Origin of the sequence: Croceimicrobium sp., assembly GCF_965228705.1 — a bacterium.
Classification (GTDB): domain Bacteria; phylum Bacteroidota; class Bacteroidia; order Flavobacteriales; family Schleiferiaceae; genus Croceimicrobium.
The window spans coordinates 2,699,607-2,721,821 of the sequence record NZ_OZ245832.1; the positions used below are offsets into that span (position 1 = coordinate 2,699,607).

General features: G+C 45.8%; 15 protein-coding genes. 11 read left to right on the top strand and 4 right to left on the bottom strand.

The genetic code is table 11. The features are described 5' to 3' along the window. From lysS to ACO05P_RS12225, 7 genes are all read left to right on the top strand, one after another. Positions 1-1,731: a lysine--tRNA ligase gene (lysS, locus tag ACO05P_RS12195; protein ID WP_421751214.1), complete on the top strand. Its 1,731-nt coding sequence runs from the start codon at positions 1-3 to the stop codon at positions 1,729-1,731. 365 nt (positions 1,732-2,096) lie between these two features. After that, a complete protein-coding gene (locus ACO05P_RS12200; RefSeq protein ID WP_421751215.1) occupies positions 2,097-2,492 on the top strand; it encodes a hypothetical protein in 396 nt (131 codons plus the stop codon). Between the two features lie 122 nt (positions 2,493-2,614). Beyond that, positions 2,615-3,697 carry an efflux RND transporter periplasmic adaptor subunit gene (locus ACO05P_RS12205; RefSeq protein WP_421751216.1) on the top strand — a complete coding sequence of 361 codons (1,083 nt, stop codon included), beginning with the start codon at positions 2,615-2,617 and terminating at the stop codon, positions 3,695-3,697. Between the two features lie 12 nt (positions 3,698-3,709). Then, positions 3,710-6,892: an efflux RND transporter permease subunit gene (locus ACO05P_RS12210; protein WP_421751217.1), complete on the top strand. Its 3,183-nt coding sequence runs from the start codon at positions 3,710-3,712 to the stop codon at positions 6,890-6,892. 18 nt (positions 6,893-6,910) lie between these two features. Further along, entirely contained in the window at positions 6,911-8,338 is a 1,428-nt protein-coding gene (locus ACO05P_RS12215; RefSeq protein WP_421751218.1) for a TolC family protein, read from the top strand. Positions 8,339-8,345: 7 nt separating this feature from the next. Next, positions 8,346-8,963, top strand: coding sequence for a hypothetical protein (locus ACO05P_RS12220; protein WP_421751220.1), 618 nt, complete (start codon positions 8,346-8,348; stop codon positions 8,961-8,963). 105 nt (positions 8,964-9,068) lie between these two features. After that, a complete protein-coding gene (locus tag ACO05P_RS12225) occupies positions 9,069-11,420 on the top strand; it encodes a TonB-dependent receptor (RefSeq protein WP_421751222.1) in 2,352 nt (783 codons plus the stop codon). A 33-nt stretch (positions 11,421-11,453) separates the two neighbouring features. Here ACO05P_RS12225 and ACO05P_RS12230 read toward each other — a convergent pair whose 3' ends face one another. Together ACO05P_RS12230 and ACO05P_RS12235 are read right to left on the bottom strand one after the other, a co-directional pair. Continuing rightward, entirely contained in the window at positions 11,454-11,876 is a 423-nt protein-coding gene (locus tag ACO05P_RS12230; RefSeq protein WP_421751224.1) for a (4Fe-4S)-binding protein, read from the bottom strand. Between the two features lie 49 nt (positions 11,877-11,925). Then, complete coding sequence (locus tag ACO05P_RS12235; protein ID WP_421751225.1) at positions 11,926-12,708, bottom strand: hypothetical protein; 783 nt, start codon at positions 12,706-12,708, stop codon at positions 11,926-11,928. Positions 12,709-12,886: 178 nt separating this feature from the next. On the opposite strand from ACO05P_RS12235, the gene ACO05P_RS12240 reads away from it, so the two are divergent. From ACO05P_RS12240 to ACO05P_RS12255, 4 genes are all read left to right on the top strand, one after another. Beyond that, positions 12,887-15,181 (top strand): endonuclease MutS2, encoded by a 2,295-nt coding sequence (locus tag ACO05P_RS12240; RefSeq protein WP_421751227.1) that lies wholly within the window; start codon positions 12,887-12,889, stop codon positions 15,179-15,181. Between the two features lie 48 nt (positions 15,182-15,229). Further along, a complete protein-coding gene (locus ACO05P_RS12245; protein ID WP_421751228.1) occupies positions 15,230-16,633 on the top strand; it encodes a DUF819 domain-containing protein in 1,404 nt (467 codons plus the stop codon). Next, positions 16,633-18,000: a M28 family peptidase gene (locus tag ACO05P_RS12250; RefSeq protein ID WP_421751229.1), complete on the top strand. Its 1,368-nt coding sequence runs from the start codon at positions 16,633-16,635 to the stop codon at positions 17,998-18,000. Before ACO05P_RS12245 ends, ACO05P_RS12250 begins: the two co-directional genes overlap by 1 nt. 187 nt (positions 18,001-18,187) lie before the next feature. Continuing rightward, the gene (locus tag ACO05P_RS12255; RefSeq protein ID WP_421751231.1) at positions 18,188-18,649 is read left to right on the top strand and encodes a ribonuclease H-like YkuK family protein; all 462 of its coding nucleotides are present in this window, start codon (positions 18,188-18,190) and stop codon (positions 18,647-18,649) included. 393 nt (positions 18,650-19,042) lie between these two features. Here the strand turns inward: ACO05P_RS12255 and ACO05P_RS12260 are convergent, their stop codons facing one another. Together ACO05P_RS12260 and ACO05P_RS12265 are read right to left on the bottom strand one after the other, a co-directional pair. After that, a complete protein-coding gene (locus ACO05P_RS12260; protein WP_421751233.1) occupies positions 19,043-21,118 on the bottom strand; it encodes an alpha-ketoacid dehydrogenase subunit alpha/beta in 2,076 nt (691 codons plus the stop codon). 111 nt (positions 21,119-21,229) lie between these two features. Further along, complete coding sequence (locus tag ACO05P_RS12265) at positions 21,230-22,204, bottom strand: DUF3078 domain-containing protein (protein WP_421751234.1); 975 nt, start codon at positions 22,202-22,204, stop codon at positions 21,230-21,232. Between the last annotated feature and the right edge of the window lie 11 nt (positions 22,205-22,215).

The window sequence follows — 22,215 nt, forward strand, 5'->3', positions numbered from 1 at the left end:
ATGAGCCAACATCTTTCCGAACAGGAAATCCAAAGACGCGAATCGCTGGCCGCCTTAAGGCAGATGGGCATAGAGCCCTATCCTGCTGCACGTTATGAGGCCAGTCATTTTTCAAGCTCCATTCTCGAAGGTTTCGAGAAATCGGAAGAAGCTGAAGAATGGAAACAGGTGAAGATTAGCGGGAGGATCATGACGAAACGCATCATGGGAAAGGCTTCTTTCCTGGATGTGATGGATAGCAAAGGACGTATCCAGGTATACCTGAATCGCGATGTACTTTGCCCGGATGAGAATAAGGATCTCTACAATATTGTTTTCAAACGTCACCTGGATATTGGTGACTTTATAGGCATCACCGGTAAGGTTTTCCGCACCCAAATGGGCGAGGTTACCATTGAAGCCGATAGCCTGACAGTATTAAGCAAAAGCCTAAAACCTCTTCCTATCGTTAAGAAAGACGAAGAAGGAAATGTATACGATGCTTTTTCCGATCCCGAGCAACGCTACCGTATGCGTTATGTAGATTTAGTGGTTAATGACAAGGTAAAGGAAACCTTCGTTACCCGTACGCGCATTATTAATGCCATGCGGGAATTCTTTAACCGCTTCGATTATCTAGAAGTAGAGACCCCCATTTTACAGCCCATTCCCGGTGGTGCCGCAGCACGCCCTTTTATTACCCATCACAATGCGCTGAATATGCCATTGTACTTGCGGATTGCCAATGAACTTTATTTGAAACGTCTGATTGTAGGCGGTTTCGAAGGAGTTTATGAATTCGCCAAAGACTTCCGTAATGAAGGTATGGACCGCACTCACAATCCGGAGTTTACCGTAATGGAAATCTATGTAGCCTATAAAGACTACTTCTGGATGATGGACTTTACCGAGCAAATGCTGGAGCATGTGGTGAAATCCGTGCATAAGGGTAATACCACCGTAAGTCTGAGTGGCAAAGAAATCAGCTTTAAAGCGCCTTTCCCAAGGGTAAGCATGCGTGAGGCTATTTTGGAGCATACCGGCTTTGATATTGATGGTAAGAGCGAAGACGAATTACGTGCAGCTTGCGCTGATTTAGGTATTGAAACCGACCCCAGTATGGGCAAGGGCAAATTGATTGATGAGCTCTTTGGTGAGAAATGTGAGCCCAATTATATCCAACCCACCTTTATTACCGACTATCCGGTAGAGATGTCGCCTCTTTGTAAAAAGCACCGCGATAATCCTGAATATACCGAGCGATTTGAGCTGATGATTAATGGTAAAGAAGTGGCCAATGCCTATTCGGAGCTTAATGATCCTATTGATCAACGCGAACGTTTTGAACAGCAATTACGCTTAAGCGAGAAAGGCGATGATGAGGCGATGTTTATCGATCAGGACTTTTTACGTGCCCTGGAATACGGTATGCCTCCAACCTCAGGAATGGGAATTGGCATTGATCGCTTAACCATGATGCTAACCGATAATGCCTCTATCCAAGAAGTACTCTTCTTCCCACAGATGAAACCAGAGAAGAAAGCCGAAAAGAAAGTAGAGCTTGCCGATAATGAAAAAGCCATTTTTGAAATCTTGAAAGAGAAAGAGGAAATGGATCTGGAAGAATTAAAATCGGCTGTGGCTTTGTCTAACAAACAATGGGACAAAGGCCTTAAAGGATTAGCCAAGCATGGCCTAACCCAGGTTAATAAAACAGAGGCCGGATTGCGTATTGCCATTAAAGCCTCTTAATCCTCGATTAAAGTCCGTTCCCGAATATTTATTCGTTTTCAGACTTTTCTGTAGTAAAAGTTTAGGCTAATCTCCAACAAAAAGCTACAGAGTAAAAGGCTTGAAGTCCCTTACTTTGATTCCATCAAACACCTCTCCTGATGGAATCTGCGGATGAAAGTTATTTAGGGGGTAAAGAACAAAACATCTCAGATGAACTGTAATGGTTCGAGGTGTTTGATTTGTATGAGTAAGTACAGGCAGGGAGTTCAATAAGCTCCCTGTTTTTTTTCGAATTCCCGATAATCGATATTAGTAGGACTTTAAGCTTAGGATTTTTATTCCTGTACTTTTCTTTAATACTTTCGCGCCGTAATTCTCATGCTTTGAAAAGAGCTTTTGGACGGATACTCTTCTTATTAACTGGACTCTCTCTACTGGGCGAGCTCGGTCTGTCCCTTGCCCTGGCTCATTTTAGCGGTACCGGAAACACAGTAGAATCAGAGCTGCTTCTGATTGAAAAAACGGATTCGGGTTTCATTCAAAAGCTAGATAAGGAGAATAGTTTTCATGCCTTATTCCAAAGCTTAACCTCCGAAAACGAATCTGAAGAAGATTTACTGGACTGGAGCCTTTTTGACTGGCCCCAACATCTAGAAGAATTCCTATACGGCATCGGCGAAGAGCATTGCAGCCTTCTCGAAAGCCCAGTTTCATTCAGTAGAGATATTCCTCTCTATTTGCAATTCTGCAGCTTAAAAATTCCATCTGCCAGGATTTAATCATTTTGAAAACGGAGCTCCGGACTCCCTTTTGCGTTCTGCCTAAAAAGCACCGGATCGGAATAAAAATCGATTGATTCTTATTTCAACCCCATCCATTATTCAATTCAAAAATTCTCAAAATGAGACGAATCATTGGCTTCGGAATCCTGGCCTTAAGCATTTTAAGCGCCTGCGAATCTGAGCATTCTGAAAACCACCATTCTGAAACTGTCTTTACTGCCACCACGGCATTGCGAGTAGACACCGCACTTTCCAAAGAATACGTAAGTCAAATTCACTCCATCCGTCACATCGAATTGCGGGCCCTCGAAAGAGGTTATTTACAGCACATCTATGTGGATGAGGGTGATCAAGTAAAAGAAGGGCAATTGCTGTTCCGCATTATGCCCAATATCTACAAAGCCGAATTGGAGAAATCCAAAGCGGAGGCCGAACTCGCGCGCATCGAATACGAGAACACCAAATCTCTAGCCGATCGCGACGTGGTTTCTTCGGCCGAATTAGCCATGGCCAAAGCCCGCTACACCAAAGCCAAAGCGGAGCTTTCATTGGCTGAAACTCATATGTCCTTCACCGAAATTAAAGCGCCTTTTGGTGGGATTATCGACCGCTTCCACGTTCGAGAAGGTAGCTTAATCGACGAAGGTGAATTGCTGAGCACCCTTTCCGATAACAGCGAAATGTGGGTATACTTTAATGTACCTGAAGCCGAGTACCTCGACTATCAGGAGCGCTTAAGAGAAGAGCACATCCTACCCGTTCAATTACGAATGGCGAATGATCGCATCTTCCAACATGAAGGAAAAGTAAGTGCGATTGAGGCCGATTTCGATAATGAGACTGGAAACATTCCTTTCCGGGCCACTTTCCCAAACCCAACCGGATTGCTACGCCACGGTGAAACCGGGAATATCATTATGCAAGACAAGCTCGAAAGCGCTTTGATCATTCCTCAAAAAGCCACTTTCGAAATTCTCGATAAACACTATGTTTTCGTGATCGACGAAGAGCATGTGGTACATCTGCGTGAGCTTAAAGTGGCACATGAACTGGAAGACCTCTACCTCATTTCAGGTGGCTTGCTGGAAGGTGAGCACATCTTATTAGAAGGACTCCGAAAAGTGCGTAATGGCGATCATATCAATTTCGAATTGAAGGATCCCAAAGCCGTTTGGAAAGAATTGAAACTGTACGCCGAATAAATTTCAGCCATCATGTTTAAGCAATTCATTCGCCGACCTGTACTGTCGATCAGTATTTCGTTGGTAATCATATTCATGGGAGTGCTGGCCATTCAGTCTCTACCCATCTCTCAGTTCCCCTCCATTGCCCCTCCACGGGTAAATATCTTTATCGCCTATCCCGGTGCCAGTGCAGATGTATTGGTGAAGTCGGTACTTATTCCGCTCGAAAAGTCCATTAACGGTACACCGGGAATGAACTATATGACCTCCGATGCCACATCGGCTGGTGAGGCCACCATTCAGGTAGTTTTTGATTTGGGCACCGATCCTAACCAGGCGGTAGTAAGTGTTAAAAACCGTATTGAGCAGGTTACCAACCGACTGCCGCCATTGGTACAAAGGGAAGGTATTATCGTAAGTCGATCCCAACCCAATATGCTGATGTATGTGAACCTCTACAGTGAGGATGAAAGGGCCGATCAAAAATTCCTCTACAATTACGCCAGTGTAAACATCCTCCCCGAGCTGAAACGCTTGAAGGGGGTTGGGCAAGCAAAAATTCTCGGTAGTCGGCAATATGCCATGCGCATCTGGTTAAAACCGGATCGGATGCGAGCCTATAATGTGTCTACTGAAGAAGTTATGGAGGCCCTGTCCGAACAAAGCGTAATCGGCTCTCCCGGCCGGATTGGTCGGAGCTCAGGTAAAACTTCCCAATCTTTGGAATATGTACTTACCTATCCCGGGCGATACAATGAGCCCGAACAATATGAGGATGTAATTATCCGCGCCAATGCTGAGGGTGAAATCCTGCATTTAAAAGACATCGCCGAAGTTGAATTTGGTAGTGAGTTTTACGATATCTATTCCAATCTCGACAACCGCCCATCTGCGGCTATTACCCTTAAACAAACCTATGGTAGTAATGCCTCCAAGGTTATTGAAGAGGTAAAAGAAAAACTGGAGGAACTCAAAATTGAGAACTTCCCTCCGGGAATGGATTATGAAATTAGCTACGACGTATCAGGCTTCCTCGATGCCTCTATCGAAAAGGTGCTGCATACCCTGGGCGAAGCTTTCGTTCTGGTAGCTTTTGTGGTATTCCTCTTCCTGGGTGATTGGCGTTCTACCTTAATTCCCACTCTGGCGGTACCCGTATCCCTTATCGGTACCTTCATATTTATGCAGGCTTTTGGCCTTACGATTAACCTCATCACCCTCTTTGCTTTGGTATTGGCCATTGGTATTGTGGTGGATGATGCAATCGTAGTGGTAGAAGCGGTGCACGCCAAAATGCACGACTTCCCGGAACTGAACCCCTTCCGAGCAGTAAAGCTGGTACTGAATGAGATTAGCGGTGCTGTTATCGCCATTACCCTATTGATGGCCGCGGTATTCGTACCGGTAGCCTTTATGTCGGGTCCGGTAGGTATTTTCTACCGCCAGTTCTCCATCACCATGGCCACGGCGATTATCCTTTCCGGGGTAGTAGCGCTTACCCTTACTCCGGTATTGAGTGCCATGATCTTGAAGAACAACCACGGTAAGGTGCGCAAGATGAATATTTTGGAACGCGGTCTGGATGCCTTTAATAATGCCTTCGATCGCCTTACCGGCAAATACGCTGCCTTGCTGAAGAAAATTGTAAACCGTCGTTTGGTAACCTTCGGCATGCTGCTGGCCTTTGGGGTTGGTATTATTGGCGTGAGCAATATTCTTCCGGCTGGTTTTATCCCTAGTGAAGACCAGGGGATGATCTATGCTATTATCCAAACCCCTCCCGGATCTACTTTGGAACGTACCAATGATATCTCGCGCCAATTACAGGAAATTGCCGAAGAAATTGACGGGATTCAATCCGTTTCGGCTTTGGCCGGATATGAGGTACTTACCGAAGGTCGGGGTTCCAATGCCGGTACCTGTTTGATTAACCTCAAACCCTGGTCGGCACGGAAAGAAAACGTGTGGGAAATTATCGAAGAGCTGGAGCTAGAAGCCCATAAAATACCGGGCGCTACCATCGAATTTTTCCAACCCCCTGCAGTACCGGGCTATGGTGCCGCCGGTGGTTTTGCCCTGCGACTTTTAGATAAAACCAATAGTGGCGATTATAAGGCCTTTGAGAAGGTGAACGATGAGTTTATGGCCAAACTTTATGAGCGGCCCGAGCTTAGCGGTCTCTTTACCTTCTTCGCCGCCAACTACCCGCAATACGAACTGGAAATCGACAACCAGGCTGCCATGCAAAAAGGGGTATCCATCGGTAAGGCCATGGATAACCTGGGAATTTTAATCGGTAGTACCTACGAACAAGGTTTCATCCGCTTCGGAAGTTTCTACAAGGTTTATGTGCAAGCGGCACCCGAATACCGTCGTTTGCCGGAAGACTTGATGAAGCTCTATGTGAAAAACGATCGGGATGAAATGGTGCCCTATTCTTCCTTTATGAAAGTGAAGAAAACGCAGGGTTTGAATGAGATCACCCGATTTAATATGTATACCTCATCCGCCATTAACGGTGCTCCTGCCGATGGTTACAGTAGTGGTGAGGCCATTGCCGCCATTCAAGAAGTGGCTAAAGAGCTACCACGCGGATTTGATATCGACTGGATCGGTTTATCCCGCGATGAGGTAAAAAGGGGTAATGAAGCACTGTACATCTTCCTAGTGGTACTCGGTTTCGTGTACTTAGTACTGGCAGCTCAGTACGAGAGCTTTATCCTGCCATTAGCAGTAATCTTCTCTTTACCGGCCGGGGTATTTGGTTCCTTCCTCTTGCTTAAAACCTTGGGATTGGCCAATGATATCTACGCGCAGGTGGGATTGGTAATGCTGGTAGGTCTCTTGGGTAAAAACGCGGTACTGATCGTAGAATTTGCGGTACAGAAAAACCAGCAAGGTCTAAGCGTATTAGAAGCGGCTATTGAAGGCGCGAGAGTTCGTTTCCGCCCCATTTTAATGACCTCCTTCGCCTTTATCGCGGGTTTGATTCCACTGGTAATGGCCCATGGCCCTGGTGCCGTTGGTAACCGTACCATTGGTGCTTCCGCTCTGGGTGGTATGTTGTTCGGCACCCTCTTCGGGGTGATTATCGTGCCTGGACTCTACTACATATTTGGTAGCCTGGCCGAAGGTAAAAGCCTGATTAAGGATGAGGATAACCGCCCTTATACCGAGAGTTATACGATCGAAACGGATGAATCAGAATCTTAAGCCCTAAGAATTAAGATCATGAAAAATACAGCAAAACGAATCCTAGTTCTCAGCTTACCGGCTCTACTGCTATTTAGCTGTGCCCCCGTGCATGAGCTAAAAGAAGAGAACCGGACAGTACCTGAAAATTTTCAGGCTGAGACCGATACCCTGAACAGCGCCCAAATTGCTTGGCGCGAATTTTTCCAGGATAGCAATTTGGTAGCTCTGATTGATACCGCTTTAAAGTACAATCAGGAATTCAATATCAATCTCCAGGAAATGGCGCGCCGCAATAACGAAATCCTAGCCCGTAAGGGGGAATACCTTCCCTTTGCTGGCGTGCAGGCCGGAGCCGGAGTAGACAAAACCGCTCGTTATACCCCACTGGGAGCTAATGAGGCAACTACTGATATTGCTCCCGGACGCGCTATGCCGGATCCGGTGCCCGATTTACTTTTCGGGGCCACCGCCTCCTGGGAAATTGATATCTGGCACAAATTGCATGATGCGAAAGATGCCGCCGTTGCCGAATATATGGCCAGCATCGAAGGGCGTCACTTTATGCAAACTGAGCTTATCGCTGAAATCGCCTCCAGCTATTATGAGCTATTGGCATTGGATAATCAGCTTAAAATTCTGGATCGCAACATCGCCCTCCAGAATAATGCTCTGGAAATTGTGAAGCTTCAAAAAATCGCCTCCAAGGTGAATGAGTTGGCGGTACGTCGATTTGAAGCTCAGGTACTCCGCACTAAGAGTCTTCGCTTTGGCGTGCTTCAGCAAATTCGGGAAACCGAAAACAAATTGCACTTCCTCTTAGGTTCCTACCCCGGACCGATCCGCCGTAGCTCTGAGGAACTCCTCAATATTAAGCCCGCCGAAATTCATTATGGTAAACCGGTAGACCTATTGGCAAATCGTCCCGATATCCGCGAAGCAGAGCGTGAATTAGAAGCGGCTGAACTACAAGTGAAAGTAGCCAGAGCCCAATTCTATCCTTCCTTAGATTTGAGTGCAGGCTTAGGCATGCAGGCTTTTAATGCCAGTTACCTGATAACCGGTCCGGAGTCTATGCTTTACAATTTGGCTGGCGATTTAAGTGCCCCCCTTATAAACCGAAGAGCACTTAAGGCCTCCTATGCCAATGCATCGGCCACCCAAATTGAAATGGCTTATCGCTATGAAATGCAGTTGCTGCAAGCCTATCTTGAGGTTTCGAACCAGGTTTCGAAGATTACCAATCTCAATGAGAGCTTAAAATTCCAATCACTGGAAGTGGATGCCTTGAACGAATCGATTACCATTTCCAATGATTTGTTTAAATCGGCTCGCGCTGATTATATGGAGGTATTAATGACTCAACGCGATGCGCTGGAGTCCAAGTTTGAATTAATAGAAACGAAGAAAGAACAATTAATCGCTCAGGTGGTGCTATACCAAACCCTGGGTGGAGGATGGCAATAAGTCATAATTGTTTGGATGGGGGACCCCGGGAGCTGAGCCATTGGTATCTTCCGGGGTTTTTCACTTTCTTGGCGAAGATTTGCAGAGGACCGAAATCATACCCAAAATTGCAGGCCTATTCCTGGTCTTTTTACTGCTGTTTCACATCGGTGGGAATGGTCTTTTTTTCCAAATTCAGCGCCAGCAAATCCGCAGAGCGGTTAAGACTCGGATAAAAACCGGGGTTCCGCAAAAGGAACTGCATGCCCTTAAAATCAACGACGAAAATGCCCGAGAATTTCACTGGGTAAATGACCATGAACTGCGTTATAATGGCAGCATGTACGATGTTGTACGCGAAGAAAATCGCCCCTCAGAACGCATTCTTTGGTGTATCGAAGACCGTGAAGAAGAAGCGCTCTTTGTACAGCTCGACCAAATCTGTCGCCTGCAATACCATTCTGGGCCCGCCAAAGAGGAACGTCAAATGGCCCAATTAATGCTCAGCGACCTCTTTCTAATCTTCTCAGGCGAAAGCCTCAAGTATCAACTGGATTCTAAGCTCCACCCATCTTTGCCTGGAGCTTTTCCCTTATTGGAGAAATACTTAGGGGTCGAAACTCCACCTCCTGAATTTCCGGCCTAAATATCCGCCTTAACGCGAATCTGTTTCCGTTTTTCCAATAATCGCCCTTGGAAAAGGGCAAGGCTTGCTATGGCTATATGCCTGCGAGTCTTAAAAAATGAATCAATGAAACGATTACTATTAATAGTGTTGTTGCTCAGTCCTATTTTGAGCTTCGCACAGAATGTCCGTGGACGCATCAGCGACGCGGAAAATCGCCAGCCCCTGGCCGGAGTGCTAGTAAGCAATGCCGATGGTCAAGAGGTACGCAGTGATAAAGAAGGGCTCTTTAGCCTAAACTGCAGTGCTGAAATTCGCATCAGTCATCCTGACTTTATCACACAAAGCGTAGAGATTGATGATTGCAATCAGTTTTACGAAATAGCCCTTTTAGCCTCTAATGAAGAACTACCCATGGTAGAGGTGAGTGCGCCACGCAAGGCCAGTTATCAGGAAAGTCAGGCGGTGCAAAACCTCGATCCCCGTGAATTACAAATGGGTAAAGGCCTCTTTATGGACGAAGCCATTAATACCCATGTTCCAGGTGTTAATATGTGGCGTCGTACAGTATCCGGAGGCCAACAATTCAATATTCGGGGTTATGGAAATGGTGTTGGTTTCCGTGGTGCCAGCAATAACTTCAATACTCAGGGAACCAAGGTTTATTTAAATGGTATTCCCCTTACAGACGCAGAAGGTTTAACCGTTTTGGATGATATTGACTTCGCCAGCATCAGTGCGGTGAATATCCAAAAAGGACCGGCCGGCTCTAAATATGGTTTTGCCATTGCCGGAGCCATTAATCTGAGCATTCTTCCCGCCAAGGAAGGCGAAAGCTATGTTCAGCAAAGTGCTACTATTGGTGACTTTGGTTTACAACGCTATACCACCACCATAGCCCGAGGTACCAAAAATGGCTCCTGGCTTTTAAACTATGGTCATCAAAAAGCGGATGGTTATATGGAGCATACTGCTTCTCGCAAGGACTTTGTGAATTTGGTTGGCTCCTTCCGAATTTCGGCTAAACAAAGAGTAGAAACTTATTTCGGATATAGCGATAGTTATGATGAAAGAGGTGGAGAACTCACCATCGCCCAGTTTGAAGCGGGAGACAATACCGGAAACGCCCGTTATATCAAGAATAACGCGCACAGCAAGGTAGAACGCCTTCGCTTCGGCCTTAGCAATCACTATCAATTTAACAGCCACTGGAATAATCAAACTACCGTATTTGGATCCGGAGCCAGCAGCACCTCGAGTTCTGCCGGTGGTTGGAATGATGAGCAGCCTATCAATTTCGGACTGCGCAGTGATTTTGGCAGCTCTTTTAAACTGGCCGAAGACTACCTGCTTTCCGGACATACCGGGATTGAAATTCAGTTTCAGCGCAACCATGCCTTAAGCCATAGTATGATAGAGGACAGCCTTTATCCCTCACGCTATAATATCGTAGGGCCTTTAAGGAGTAATCAATTTGTTCGCAATCAAAACCAGGTGTACTTCAGTCAATGGGAATTACAAATGCCCCATGACTGGTCTTTCGAAGCCGGCATCAGCTTAAGCTCCTTAAGCATCGACCTCGAAAATCGCATGTACCAAAATGGCAATGATTTGGATCCGCGCTATCAGATAGATTATAAAAATTACTGGTCGCCCCATATTGCCCTGCGTAAAAGCTTTGCTAAAAAATGGAGCCTCTTTGCCTCTTATAATCGTTCCTATAAAACACCCTTAAGCGGGAATATTATAATCGGCGCAACCGGTGAACTGAATACTGATCTGGTACCCGAAAGTGGCAGTCAAATTGAAATTGGCGCCCAAGGGAATTTGCTTAAAGGCCGACTCAATTTCCAGATTGCAGCCTTTAGCACCCAATTCCGTAATAAGATGACCTCCATTGCAGTACCTCTGGATAGTGTTACCACCGCCTATACCTATTTGATTAATGCCGGAGGCCAGGATAATCAAGGACTGGAAGCCAGTGTGCGCTATGAGATTATCGGGTCTAAAAACCACATCTTTAAACATGTACAGCCCTGGGCAAATGTAACTGCCAATGATTTCGTTTACCGCGATTTCTATTATGAAGGCGTACCCCGTGGTGCCAGTCAGGCGGTGACGGAAGAATATGATGGTCAGGCAGTAGCCGGGGTAAGTCCCTTAAGTTATAATGCGGGGATTGACATTCAAGGTAGCGCCGGTTGGTATACCAAATTGAGTCTTCGTCATCAAGGTGCTATGAATATTACTTCGGATGGCGCCAATAAAACTGAGGCTTTTGATGTGCTCAATTTAAAGGCGGGCTATAAGATTGCCTTAGCAGCAGGCTTTAACCTGCATGTGTTTGCGGGCCTAAATAATATGCTCAGCAGCCGCTATTACTATATGGTTTTTGTAAACCAATTAGCGGATGCCTACTTACCCGCTCCAGATCGCATAAACAGCTATGGAGGGATTGAGTTACGCTACAATTTCTAAAATGGAAAGGGCCCCGAAATGGGGCCCTTTTTATTATCCTTCAAAGCCAATTCGCTTATGCGTGCCATCGCAGAAAGGCTTATTGGCCGATCCGCCACAGCGACATAAAACGGGGTTCTTTTCTATGGAACTACTGCCATCAGCATGGCTAAACTTAATGCTGCCTTGTACCATTATGGGGCCATTCGGAATAACCTTGGCTTTTAAATCTCCATCTTCCATAGATAGGCCCTTCTCCTGACCCACATAAGTGAGTGCCCCAGAGGGACATTGTTCTATTTGTTGACGGGTTTTTTCTCCTTCCGCACCATCAGGATCCACCCATGGTCTTTTACCATAACGAAAAACTTCAGGTAAGTTTCGCCAACAGCGTTCGGAATGTATGCATTTATGGGCCTGCCAGATGATAGTCACCTCCTGACCGGCATATTCTTTCTTAGTAGGTTTCACGCGCATCTTAGCCTGATTTGTTGCCATACAACAGCAGACCTTCTTTTTTGTTCATTTAACAGTTCTTCAGGTCCTCGGCAAATTCTGTATAGGCCAGGCATTGTTTTAAGGCTTCCCAGTTCTCTACATAATCTCCTATATAATCGGCGCTGATACGCTTTAAACTACTTTCAGGTTTAAAGAGCTGTACTCCCAAATAATGGAACAAGCGATCCATCAATTTAAATCGATCCCTAGCATGCATTAAGTCCTTTTCATAAGAAATCTTGAAGTAGTTTATTCCCTCCAGACATTTTTGTTCATATAGCTCCAGCTCCTTACCCGCGCGGAGTTCCACCATAAAAGCGGGAATATCCACCCTCATTTTGGGACGACGTTTTAAGCTTTGGGTTTCATGCCATGACTTACGAAAACGGGCATAGTGCTTAGACAAAGTTTGGCGCACTAAATTATCTCGAGTTAAATAAATCAATTTATAGCCCTGCTTCTCCACCAAATATTTTAAGAAATCCCGACCATCTTCCTGGCCCAGCTTTTCACGCAATTGATAGGAGAGTAATTTAAACCCGTAGACCTTACTTCTAAAAACGCGGTTGCGGTGCTTCAAGAACAATTTTGGGAAAAGCACTTTGCGATTGTAAATCTCCTTATCGCAATCAATATCGGTACTCTGATTTAGCAAATCACTTAATAAGGTACTTCCTGTGCGCCCTCTGCCAAATAAAACAAAGCGTTCCGCATGCTTGGTATGAGGATAGGCTTTCGCCCGATAAGCCGCCATTGCTTCTCGCAGGTAACCACCAAGTGACTGGTTTAAAAGGGGAAATATGCTTAGCATAATCTTGAAATTTCAATGCAAGATAGATGGAGCCTTTTCTGAATTTGCTAAACTTCGTTCGATGGTAATTCTCCCACTACGAAATAACCTAATGAGCCGATAAAGCATTTTGTTATTTCCTGAGTCTCAAAGGCCATATTCCGGGGAAACTGTCTTTATTTTGCCAAAAATTTCCCTTTTGCAGCTCTATCCACCTGATCTGGCCCAAGCTTTAGACTTTCCTTTTATACAGCGAGAGCTGGCTCGTTATTGTTCCAGTTGTAAAGCAAAAGACCTGGCCCTCACTTTAAATCCCGAGCCACAGGCCGATTTATTAGCGCAAAAAATAGCGGAGAGCGATCAAATATTATCCTTATTACTAAGCGACGAAAGCTTTCCCAGTGCTGAGCATCCTGATTTAAGTGAATTTCTAAGCAAATTAAAGGTTAGAGGTCACGCTTTACGCGAAGAGCAATTTGCAGATATCCGCAGCTTGGCCATTAACTACCGCCACCTGCATCAGTTTGTAGCCAATAAGCAAGAGCGCTTGCCTGCCATTTGGGCACCTCTGGAATATTTGCTTCCCGAGAAATTTGTGATTGAGGCGATTGATAAAGTCCTGGACGAAAGAGCTCAAGTTCGCTCTTCAGCTTCGCCGGAGTTAAGTCATATCCGCCGTGAGCTTACCCGTAAAAGAGCTTCTGCCGATCGCATCTTTAACCGTATTTTAAAGAAATACCGCGACAAAGGCTATATCGCCGATTTTGATGAAAGCGTATCCGAATCACGCCGGGTATTGGCCATTGTCGCTTCTTATAAAGGACAAATTCAGGGCATTTTACATGGCAGCTCCAGCAAACACAGTATCGCCTACATTGAACCAGGAGAAACAGTAGAAATCAATAATGAGATTTCGGAATTGCTGGAAGCGGAAAAGGAAGAGATCAAACGCATCTTAAGGCAATTAAGCACCGACATTAGCCCCTATCACGATTATTTAGATGCCGTATCTAAAACTCTAGTATGGTTGGATCTTAGTCGGGCCAAAGCCATTTTCGCCTATCAACAAGAAGCCTGCTATCCCGAAATTTTATCAGAAAAGAAGATCCTTTTAAAGGATGCTTATAATCCGGTATTAAGACATTTCAATAAAGAGAAAAACAAAAGCACGGTCCCCCTCGATCTGATGCTTGATGCAGAGCAACGGATTCTGGTAATTAGCGGTCCCAATGCCGGTGGGAAGTCTCTTTCTCTCAAAACGGTGGGGCTCTTGCAGATTATGCTCCAAAGTGGCCTGGCAATTCCCGTACATCCCGATAGTAAATTTTGCCTCTTTGATCAATTGCTGGGCGACATCGGCGATGCCCAGAGTATCGAGAATGAGCTGAGTACCTATAGCTCCAAGCTGCAAAAGATGGATCACTTCCTCACCTACACGGATTCGTCGACCTTATTACTGATTGATGAATTTGGCAGTGGTTCGGATCCCGAATTGGGTTCGGCCCTTGCTCAGGTATTCCTTGATCGACTCAATGCTTATGGGGCTTATGGCATCATCACTACTCACTTTAATGCGATTAAAGCCCTGGCAGCTGAAATGCCCGGAGTGGTAAATGGCGCCATGCTTTTTGATCAAAAATCTTTCGATCCCCGCTACGAATTGCAAATCGGGCAACCGGGCAGTTCCTACACCTTCGAAGTAGCGCAACGCAGTGGCATTCCCAGTCATTTAATTGAAGATGCCCGCGGTCGGGTGCAGCAAAACACCTTAGAAGTAGATAAATTGTTGGTGCAAATCCAGCAGGATAAGGTGGCGATTGAAAAGGCACGCTCCGCCCAGGAAAAAGAACTGCAGAAGCTGCGCAAGCTGGAAAAGATGCAGCAGGATCGTATCTCAAAATTAGAAGAGAAAGTACAGAAGCAAAGCCGCATAAATGAAGAGCAAGATCGCTTGATGTACTGGGGCCAAAGATTCCAAAAGTTGATTGACAGCTGGATGGATCAAAAAACCCAAAAAGATAAGAAGGCGATAGTAGCTCGCTTTATCGCTATGCTCAATCAACGTTCTGGCGAAGTGGAAGTGGAAGAGCAAAAAAGTCACCGTAAGGAAGTAAAGCAACACCACAAAGATTTAGATCGCTATTTACAGGAAGAGGTCAAAATCGGCATGGAGGTGCGCATCCTCGAATCAGGTATTAAGGGCAGCGTCCTGGAGCAAAAAGGCGACAAGTTTCTCTTAGCCTTGGGTGGAAATATGACCGCCTTAATGGAGCGCAGCAAATTTGTGCGTGCCGATGCACCATTAGGACAAAAACCCCGAAAAAAGCAAAGGCAAAAGAACTTCCGCAAAGCAAATTCAGGCAAGGTCGAAAATTCGCAGGCTAAGGCTAAGCCAGCCACTCAGACTAAGGAAAAAAAGCAAAATGCCTCCCAGGCTAAAGGCGGAAAAGCTCAAAACCAAGCAAAGCCAAATTCGAAAAGCAAGGAGCAGTAGACCCTTCGGCGGCAATCCTTACATTTGGGCTCCAAAGAAAACACGTCCATGGAAGAAGTCGTTTCGGATATTCCCTTAATCACCAATGATGCCGTGGTATTTGGCATCCTGATGGCCTTATTACTCTTTATTTTTCGCAGTAGCGAAATGCCGGCCTTCAAGAAGTTTTACGCGGTAATTCCCACCCTTTTACTTTGTTATTTCCTCCCATCGGTTTTTAGTACCCTGGGAATTATTTCTCCGCAATGGATTGATGTTACAGCCGCCAAGGCCTTTCTTTTGGAACAAGGCTATGCGGTAGAAGGTCTCAATACCTTCAAAGCCTTTAAAAACTTTGTGATCAATCAAGAAATTGATACCGCCCTATTAAAACCCTTTATGGGCAAGTCGCAGCTTTATTTTATGGCTTCTCGCTATTTATTACCGGCCAGTTTAATCCTGCTAACCTTAAGCATCGACCTTAAAGAAGTGTTCCGCTTAGGGCCTAAAGCTCTCATCATGTTTGGTACCGGAACCCTGGGGGTAATTATCGGTGGACCCTTAGCGCTCTTGTTTTTTGGCGCGGTAGCCCCGGATGTAGTAGGTGCTGGTAGCGATGAAATTTGGCGCGGTATGACCACTATTGCTGGTAGTTGGATTGGAGGTGGTGCGAACCAGGCCGCCATGTTCGAAGTTTTTGGTGAAAATGGCGCCATCTCAGGCAAAATTTATTCGGTGATGATTACCGTAGATGTGATCGTTGCCGAGATCTGGATGTTCTTCCTGCTCTTAGGGGTGGGTAAGTCCGATAAGATTGATAAATTTTTCAAAGCCGACGCCTCAGCCGTTACTACGCTTAAGAATCATATGCAGGAATTTTCATCCCGCATTTCGCGTATCGCTACAACTATCGACCTTTTTGTGATTTTAGGGATCGCTTTTGGTCTTACTGGACTGGCTCATTTGCTCTCTGATATTATCGCACCGGCCATTGCCGAGGCTTCACCCTTTTTAGCCGAAACCTTTAGCTTGGGAAGTGGATTCTTTTGGTTAATTGTATTAGCCACAACCGCGGGAATTATCTTATCCTTTACCTCTTTACGAAATTATGAAGGTGCCGGTGCCTCTAAAGTAGGTTCGGTTTTCATCTACATCCTGGTGGTGACCATCGGTATGAAAATGAACATCATGGGAATTTTCGAGAACCCCGGACTCTTCCTGGTTGGATTGGTGTGGATGGCCATTCACGTGGGTTTACTCTTTATTGTTGGAAAGATTATCCGTGCCCCTTTCTTCTTCCTGGCAGTGGGCTCCAAGGCCAATATTGGTGGCGCGGCCTCGGCTCCTGTGGTAGCGGCAGCTTTTCACCCCTCACTCGCTCCGGTAGGAGTACTACTTGCGGTTTTAGGCTATGCGGTAGGAACCTATGGCGCCTATGTCTGTGGATTATTAATGCAAACGGTTGCTCCTTAATGAAAAAGTTCTGGCTCCCTGGCCTCTTGGCCCTGATCGGCTTTCAGCTAAGTGCGCAGAAAGAAGCCGAAACCTTTCGGGAAATTTATTCCCAGGCCCTAACTGAACAACAAGGCTATGAATGGCTGCGGGAACTTTGTGCCATGGGACCGCGCTTTGCGGGTAGTGATCAGGCTACAGCCTCCGTATTACATTTCAAGGCCAAATTAGATTCCATGGGTTTCGAAACCCGCTTGCAAGCGGTGAAGGTTCCACGCTGGGTCCGAGGCCCACAGGAACAAGCCTGGCTGATTCAAGGTATCGATCAAACTGCAATGGCCGTTACCGCATTGGGAGGGTCTATCGCCACTCCCGCCGGAGGATTACGCGGCAATGTGGTCGAAATCCCTTCCTTCGAAGCCTTAGACAGTCTGGATCTCCAAGGGAAAATTGCCTTTTTCAATATACCAATGGACCCCAGCTTTATAAGTACAGGCTATGCTTACGGATCTGCCGTTAAGCAGCGCTGGGCCGGAGCGATTGAAGCCTCAAAAAAAGGCGCCATTGGGGTGGTAATCCGCTCCTTGAGTAGCAGCATTAACAAGTATCCACACACGGGTAGCATGGCGTATGCCGATGAAGTAAAGCGCATTCCAGCCGCCGCCTTAAGTACCTTTGACGCTGAGCTTTTAAGCAAGTCCTTAAAAAAAGATCCCGGCCTGCAAATCAAATTGAAGATGGCCTGCGAATGGCAAGATTCGGTTTACTCCTATAATCTTATAGCCGATCTAAAAGGCAGCAGCAAGCCTAATGAAGTTATTGTAGTCTCCGGACATATCGACTCCTGGGAATTAGGAACCGGAGCCCATGATGATGGGGCCGGAGCTATGCATGCCCTCGAAAGCCTTTACCTTTTAAAGGAGATGGGCTTTAAAACTAAGCGCACCCTGCGTATGGTTTGGTATATGAATGAGGAATTCGGCTTAAACGGAGCACGGGTTTATGCGAAGGCCGCCAAAAGTGCCAAAGAAAAACATGTGATTGCCATTGAAAGCGATGGCGGAGGTTTTACCCCCAAGGGTTTCAGTATTGATGCCAGCGACGAAATGGTGGAGCAAGTAAAAGCCTACCGCAAATTGTTTGAGCCTTATGGCATTTATCAATTCTCTAAAGGTGGCTCGGGGGCCGATATTGGTCAGCTTAAGAACGATGATATTATTTTGATTGGGCTGCGCCCTGACAACCATCGTTATTTCGAAGTACATCACTCAGCCCTGGATAATATCAATTCTGTGAATGCACGGGAGTTTACCATGGGCTCCGCCAGCCTGGCAGCCTTGATCTGGTTGATGGATCGTGATGACCTATGCGTAGGCTGTAAGTCTTAATTAAAAAATATTTTTCAAAACCGTGAACCTATCAGCCTTGCCACCGTTATTAGCTGTGGTTAAGGTTTGGTTAATTGTTTTGATTTAGTTTGAAACAAGGGGAGGCAATACGCCTCCCTTTCTCTTTTTAACCTTTCGATAAAGGCCCTTCGATTACATTTTCCTACATTCTCACAAATATTTGAAAATGAGGGCCATTCCTAATCCTGTATTCCGCAGCTCCGACAATAAAGTAATTACAGAGCCCCGCGCCTATGTAGCTCAATGGCTTAAAATGCATCCGCGGGGTAAGGTTTTCGTGGGCTGTGACTCCAAGGTACGCGGCCACCATACCAAATACAGCACCGCAATTTGCATGTGGGATATCGGTAGGGGGGTTAGTGAAATCTACAAGAATGAAGTAGTGCAAACTCCTCCCGATCAATACACCCGATTATGGACGGAAGTGGAGAAAGCCGTGGCCGTAGCTTCAGAACTTAAAGGTCTAACCTCGATTACGGTGCATGTCGACATTAACTCAAATCCACGCTTTCGATCTCATCAATTATATGATGCTTCGATAGGCCTAATTAGTGCTATGGGTTTTGAAGGAGCGGGAAAACCCCATTCTTGGGCTGCAAGTTGTGGTGCTCATCGCCACTGCCAATAATCTACTAACAGAAAATCGAAACTGTTGATAAACCGTTAGTAAAATAGGCGCTTTTTAACCATATAAATTTTTTTACCAAAATAATTTACTGATAAATAACGATTTAAGCTTGTGATTCTAAATCGTACTTTTTACATTAGGCCTCCAATATACGGGGAGACATGGGAATATTTACAAATCACAAATCAGGATCGAAGGCCAGCGAGAAGGGCGGCCAGATATCTCTGATCAACAATCGCTGTAGCGCACCCAGCATTACCACCAATCGGCGGGTCTTGTTTAAGAAGTTCAACTATCAATTCCGCTTAAAGAAATTTGAACCTATTGCGAGTTAATAAAGAAAAGGCCACTGAAAATCAGCGGCCATTTTTATTTTAAGTCAATAGTTTCTGCTTAATAGGCAGCGAGCTCCTCCAATTTTGCTTGCACTTTCTCAGCATTAGGAATCATGGTAGCCTCCAAGGTACTATTCAAAGGTATGGCGGGCATATTCTCCGAACCCAGCACCATTACAGGGGCATCCAAATCACGAAAAGCTTCTTGCTGAATCCAACCGGCTAAGCCTTGAGAAAAACCGTTGCGAGAAGGCTCCTCCGTTACAATCAAGACCTTGCCATGCGCTCTCACACGCTCAAGGATTAGTTCTTCATCCAAAGGATATAAGGTCCGCAGATCTAGCACCTCTACCTTGTTATTTAAAGCCTGACGCGCTGCTTTAGCCCAGTACACGCCCATTCCATAGGTAATGACTAATAAACTGCTATTATCCGCCATGCTTTCTGCGCTGGCTTCATAAGCGATGCGTCCCTTACCAAAGGGTAGAACATAATCTGCCGATGGCTCCACGGTTTTGGCATCTTCAGTTCCCTTCACCTTAGACCAGTACAATCCTTTATGCTCCAGCATCACTACCGGATTCGGATCATAATAAGCCGCCTTCATCAGACCTTTTAAATCGGCGCCCGTACTTGGATAGGCAATTTTAATTCCGCGGATATTGGTCAATACACTTTCCACTGAACTCGAATGGTAAGGACCACCACTGCCATAGGCACCAATAGGAACACGGATTACCGAGCTTACCGGCCATTTGCCATTGGATAAATAGCTACTGCGGCTTACTTCTGTAAAAAGCTGGTTTAAACCGGGCCAGATATAATCTGCAAATTGAACCTCAACAAAAGGCTTAAGGCCAGTAGCACTCATCCCTACGGTTGAACCAATTATAAAGGCTTCTTGAATAGGGGTATTGAAAACACGGTCGTCGCCAAATTTTTGCGCCAGGGTTGCGGCTTCGCGGAATACACCGCCCAGGCGACCACCAACATCCTGACCATATAGTAAGGCCTCTTTATGCTCGGCCATAATTTCTTGAATCGCAAAAAGTGCGGCATCTACCATCACGGTTTTTTCCTTGCCCTGCGGACTGCGCTCCCCTTTTTCTTCGGTGATGGGGCTGGGGGCAAAATCGTGGGTAAATAAATCTTCAGGACGAGGATCTTCTTGAGCCAAGGCCTCATTATAATCGGCTAAAACACGCTCACCTTCCTCTTTGTAAATAGTATCTAATTCCGCTTCCTCAACTCCATGCTCCGCAAGCCAGGCACGTAACTTAGGCCAGGGATCACGTAAAGCATGCTCTTCCAAATCATCGCGGTAAAACTCCTTACGCACTCCGGAGGTATGGTGTCCTAATAGAGGCACCTTGGCGTGTACGAGGAAGGGTCGACGTTCCTTACGCATCAATTCAATTACCTCTTCAATGGTGGCATAGGACTCTTCGAAATTGCTACCATCTATACTGCGAACTTCGATGCCTTTAAAGCCCTGAGCGAATTCAGCGGCATTTTGCGCACGAGTTTCCTTGGCATTCGCCGAAATATCCCATTCATTATCCTGCACTAAAAAGAGCAAAGGGAATTGCTTCAAGGCTGCCATCTGCAAAGCTTCGGAAACCTCACCTTCGGTCATAGCTGCATCTCCTATAGAACATACCGCAATAGCCTTTTCATCTCCTTCAGTAAGGCCCATCTTTTCGCGGTACTGAATTCCCATCGCGACCCCGGCGGTAGGAATAGCCTGCATCCCAGTAGCCGAAGATTGATGGGGAATTTTAGGCTTATCCGCATCATTTAAACTGGGATGCGAATAATAGGTTCGTCCACCACTAAAAGGATCATCGCGCTTCGCCAATAATTGCAACATGCAATCGTAGGGACGCATGCCAATAGACATCAAAATAGAATCGTCGCGGTAATAGGGCGCAACATAATCGTAAGACTGAAGCTGTAATCCTAATGCTATTTGAATCGCCTCATGACCGCGAGAGGCCGCGTGTACATATTTGGCTGTGATCGCTTTATTTTCTTCGTAGAGCTCTGCCATTTGCTTGGCAGCACTCATCAGGCGGAAAGCCTTTTTTGCAATATCAATAGAAACCAGAGGTGCTTTTTCGGTAGGTGCAGACATGCGTATTTTTTTGCTGCTGCAAATATCGGAAATGCACAGGGAAGGAAAGGCCCTTCAGCCGAAAGGCTTTAAGGACGGGCTTAAAAAAGAAAAATTTACGCTAAGAAAGCCTTATTCGTCCTTGGCTGCTGCGCCAAAATCGTAGCTAAAGCCAATGCTTAATACCTGCTTAAACTGAGAACGTGGAACACCAGGCGTTAAAGGATCTTCATCCAAATCGAACTTCACATCGTGGTCGTAGATATAAGCTAATGAAACATTGGCTTTAATATACTTATTGACCTTGAAGAACATGATCAGCTCGGAGTTGATATCGATTAAGCTCGGATCTTCCACATAATTGGAGAAGAGATCAATTCGCCCTTGCAAGTCGACATTTTTCCAAAGCTTACGTTTATAGGTGATGTTGGCATAGGCCCCGGCTTCTAAACGATAGGAAGAACCTGAATCTACACCATAGGCCCCCATATTCGCCAATCGTTCTACTGTAACAAAAGTTGCCTTAGCGGTGATCGGCGACAAGAACATGGTGAATCGCTTATTGGGTTTATTAGTCGCCCCCAAACCAAAAAGCAAATAACCTGGAGCCATAAAGTCGGATATCTTCACATCATCACCAATATCCCCTGGATTCTCATATCCCGGACGAAACTGAGTACGGAAATTAGCCAGAGCCGAATAACTCCATTTTTTACTGTGGAGGTAATCTAAGCGTGATTCAATCTCAATCCGATCATCGGTTTTATTGAAAATGGTATCCTGAAAGTTGACACCATAGGCCAAAGTCATGGCATTGCTCCACACCCATTTCCCCTTACCTATGTAATTGGCAAAGCCATTAAAAATGGAGTTCCCGGCAATCGAGTTCACACCACCCGCCTGCCAATTGCTGTAGCTGGCTTGGGTAAACTGAATCCCGAAATTTCCTCCTAAATCCCACTTGGTGGTATCCAGAGCATCTTGCCCTAAACGTTGAATGGATAGTTTCCGAAATTCCAGAACATCTTTTTCTTTTACCAAAGCATTATTCTGGGCCTGTAGGGAGAGGCTCAAGAGGCTGATAATAAGGAGGGCGGCCTTTGGCATTAGTGCAATTT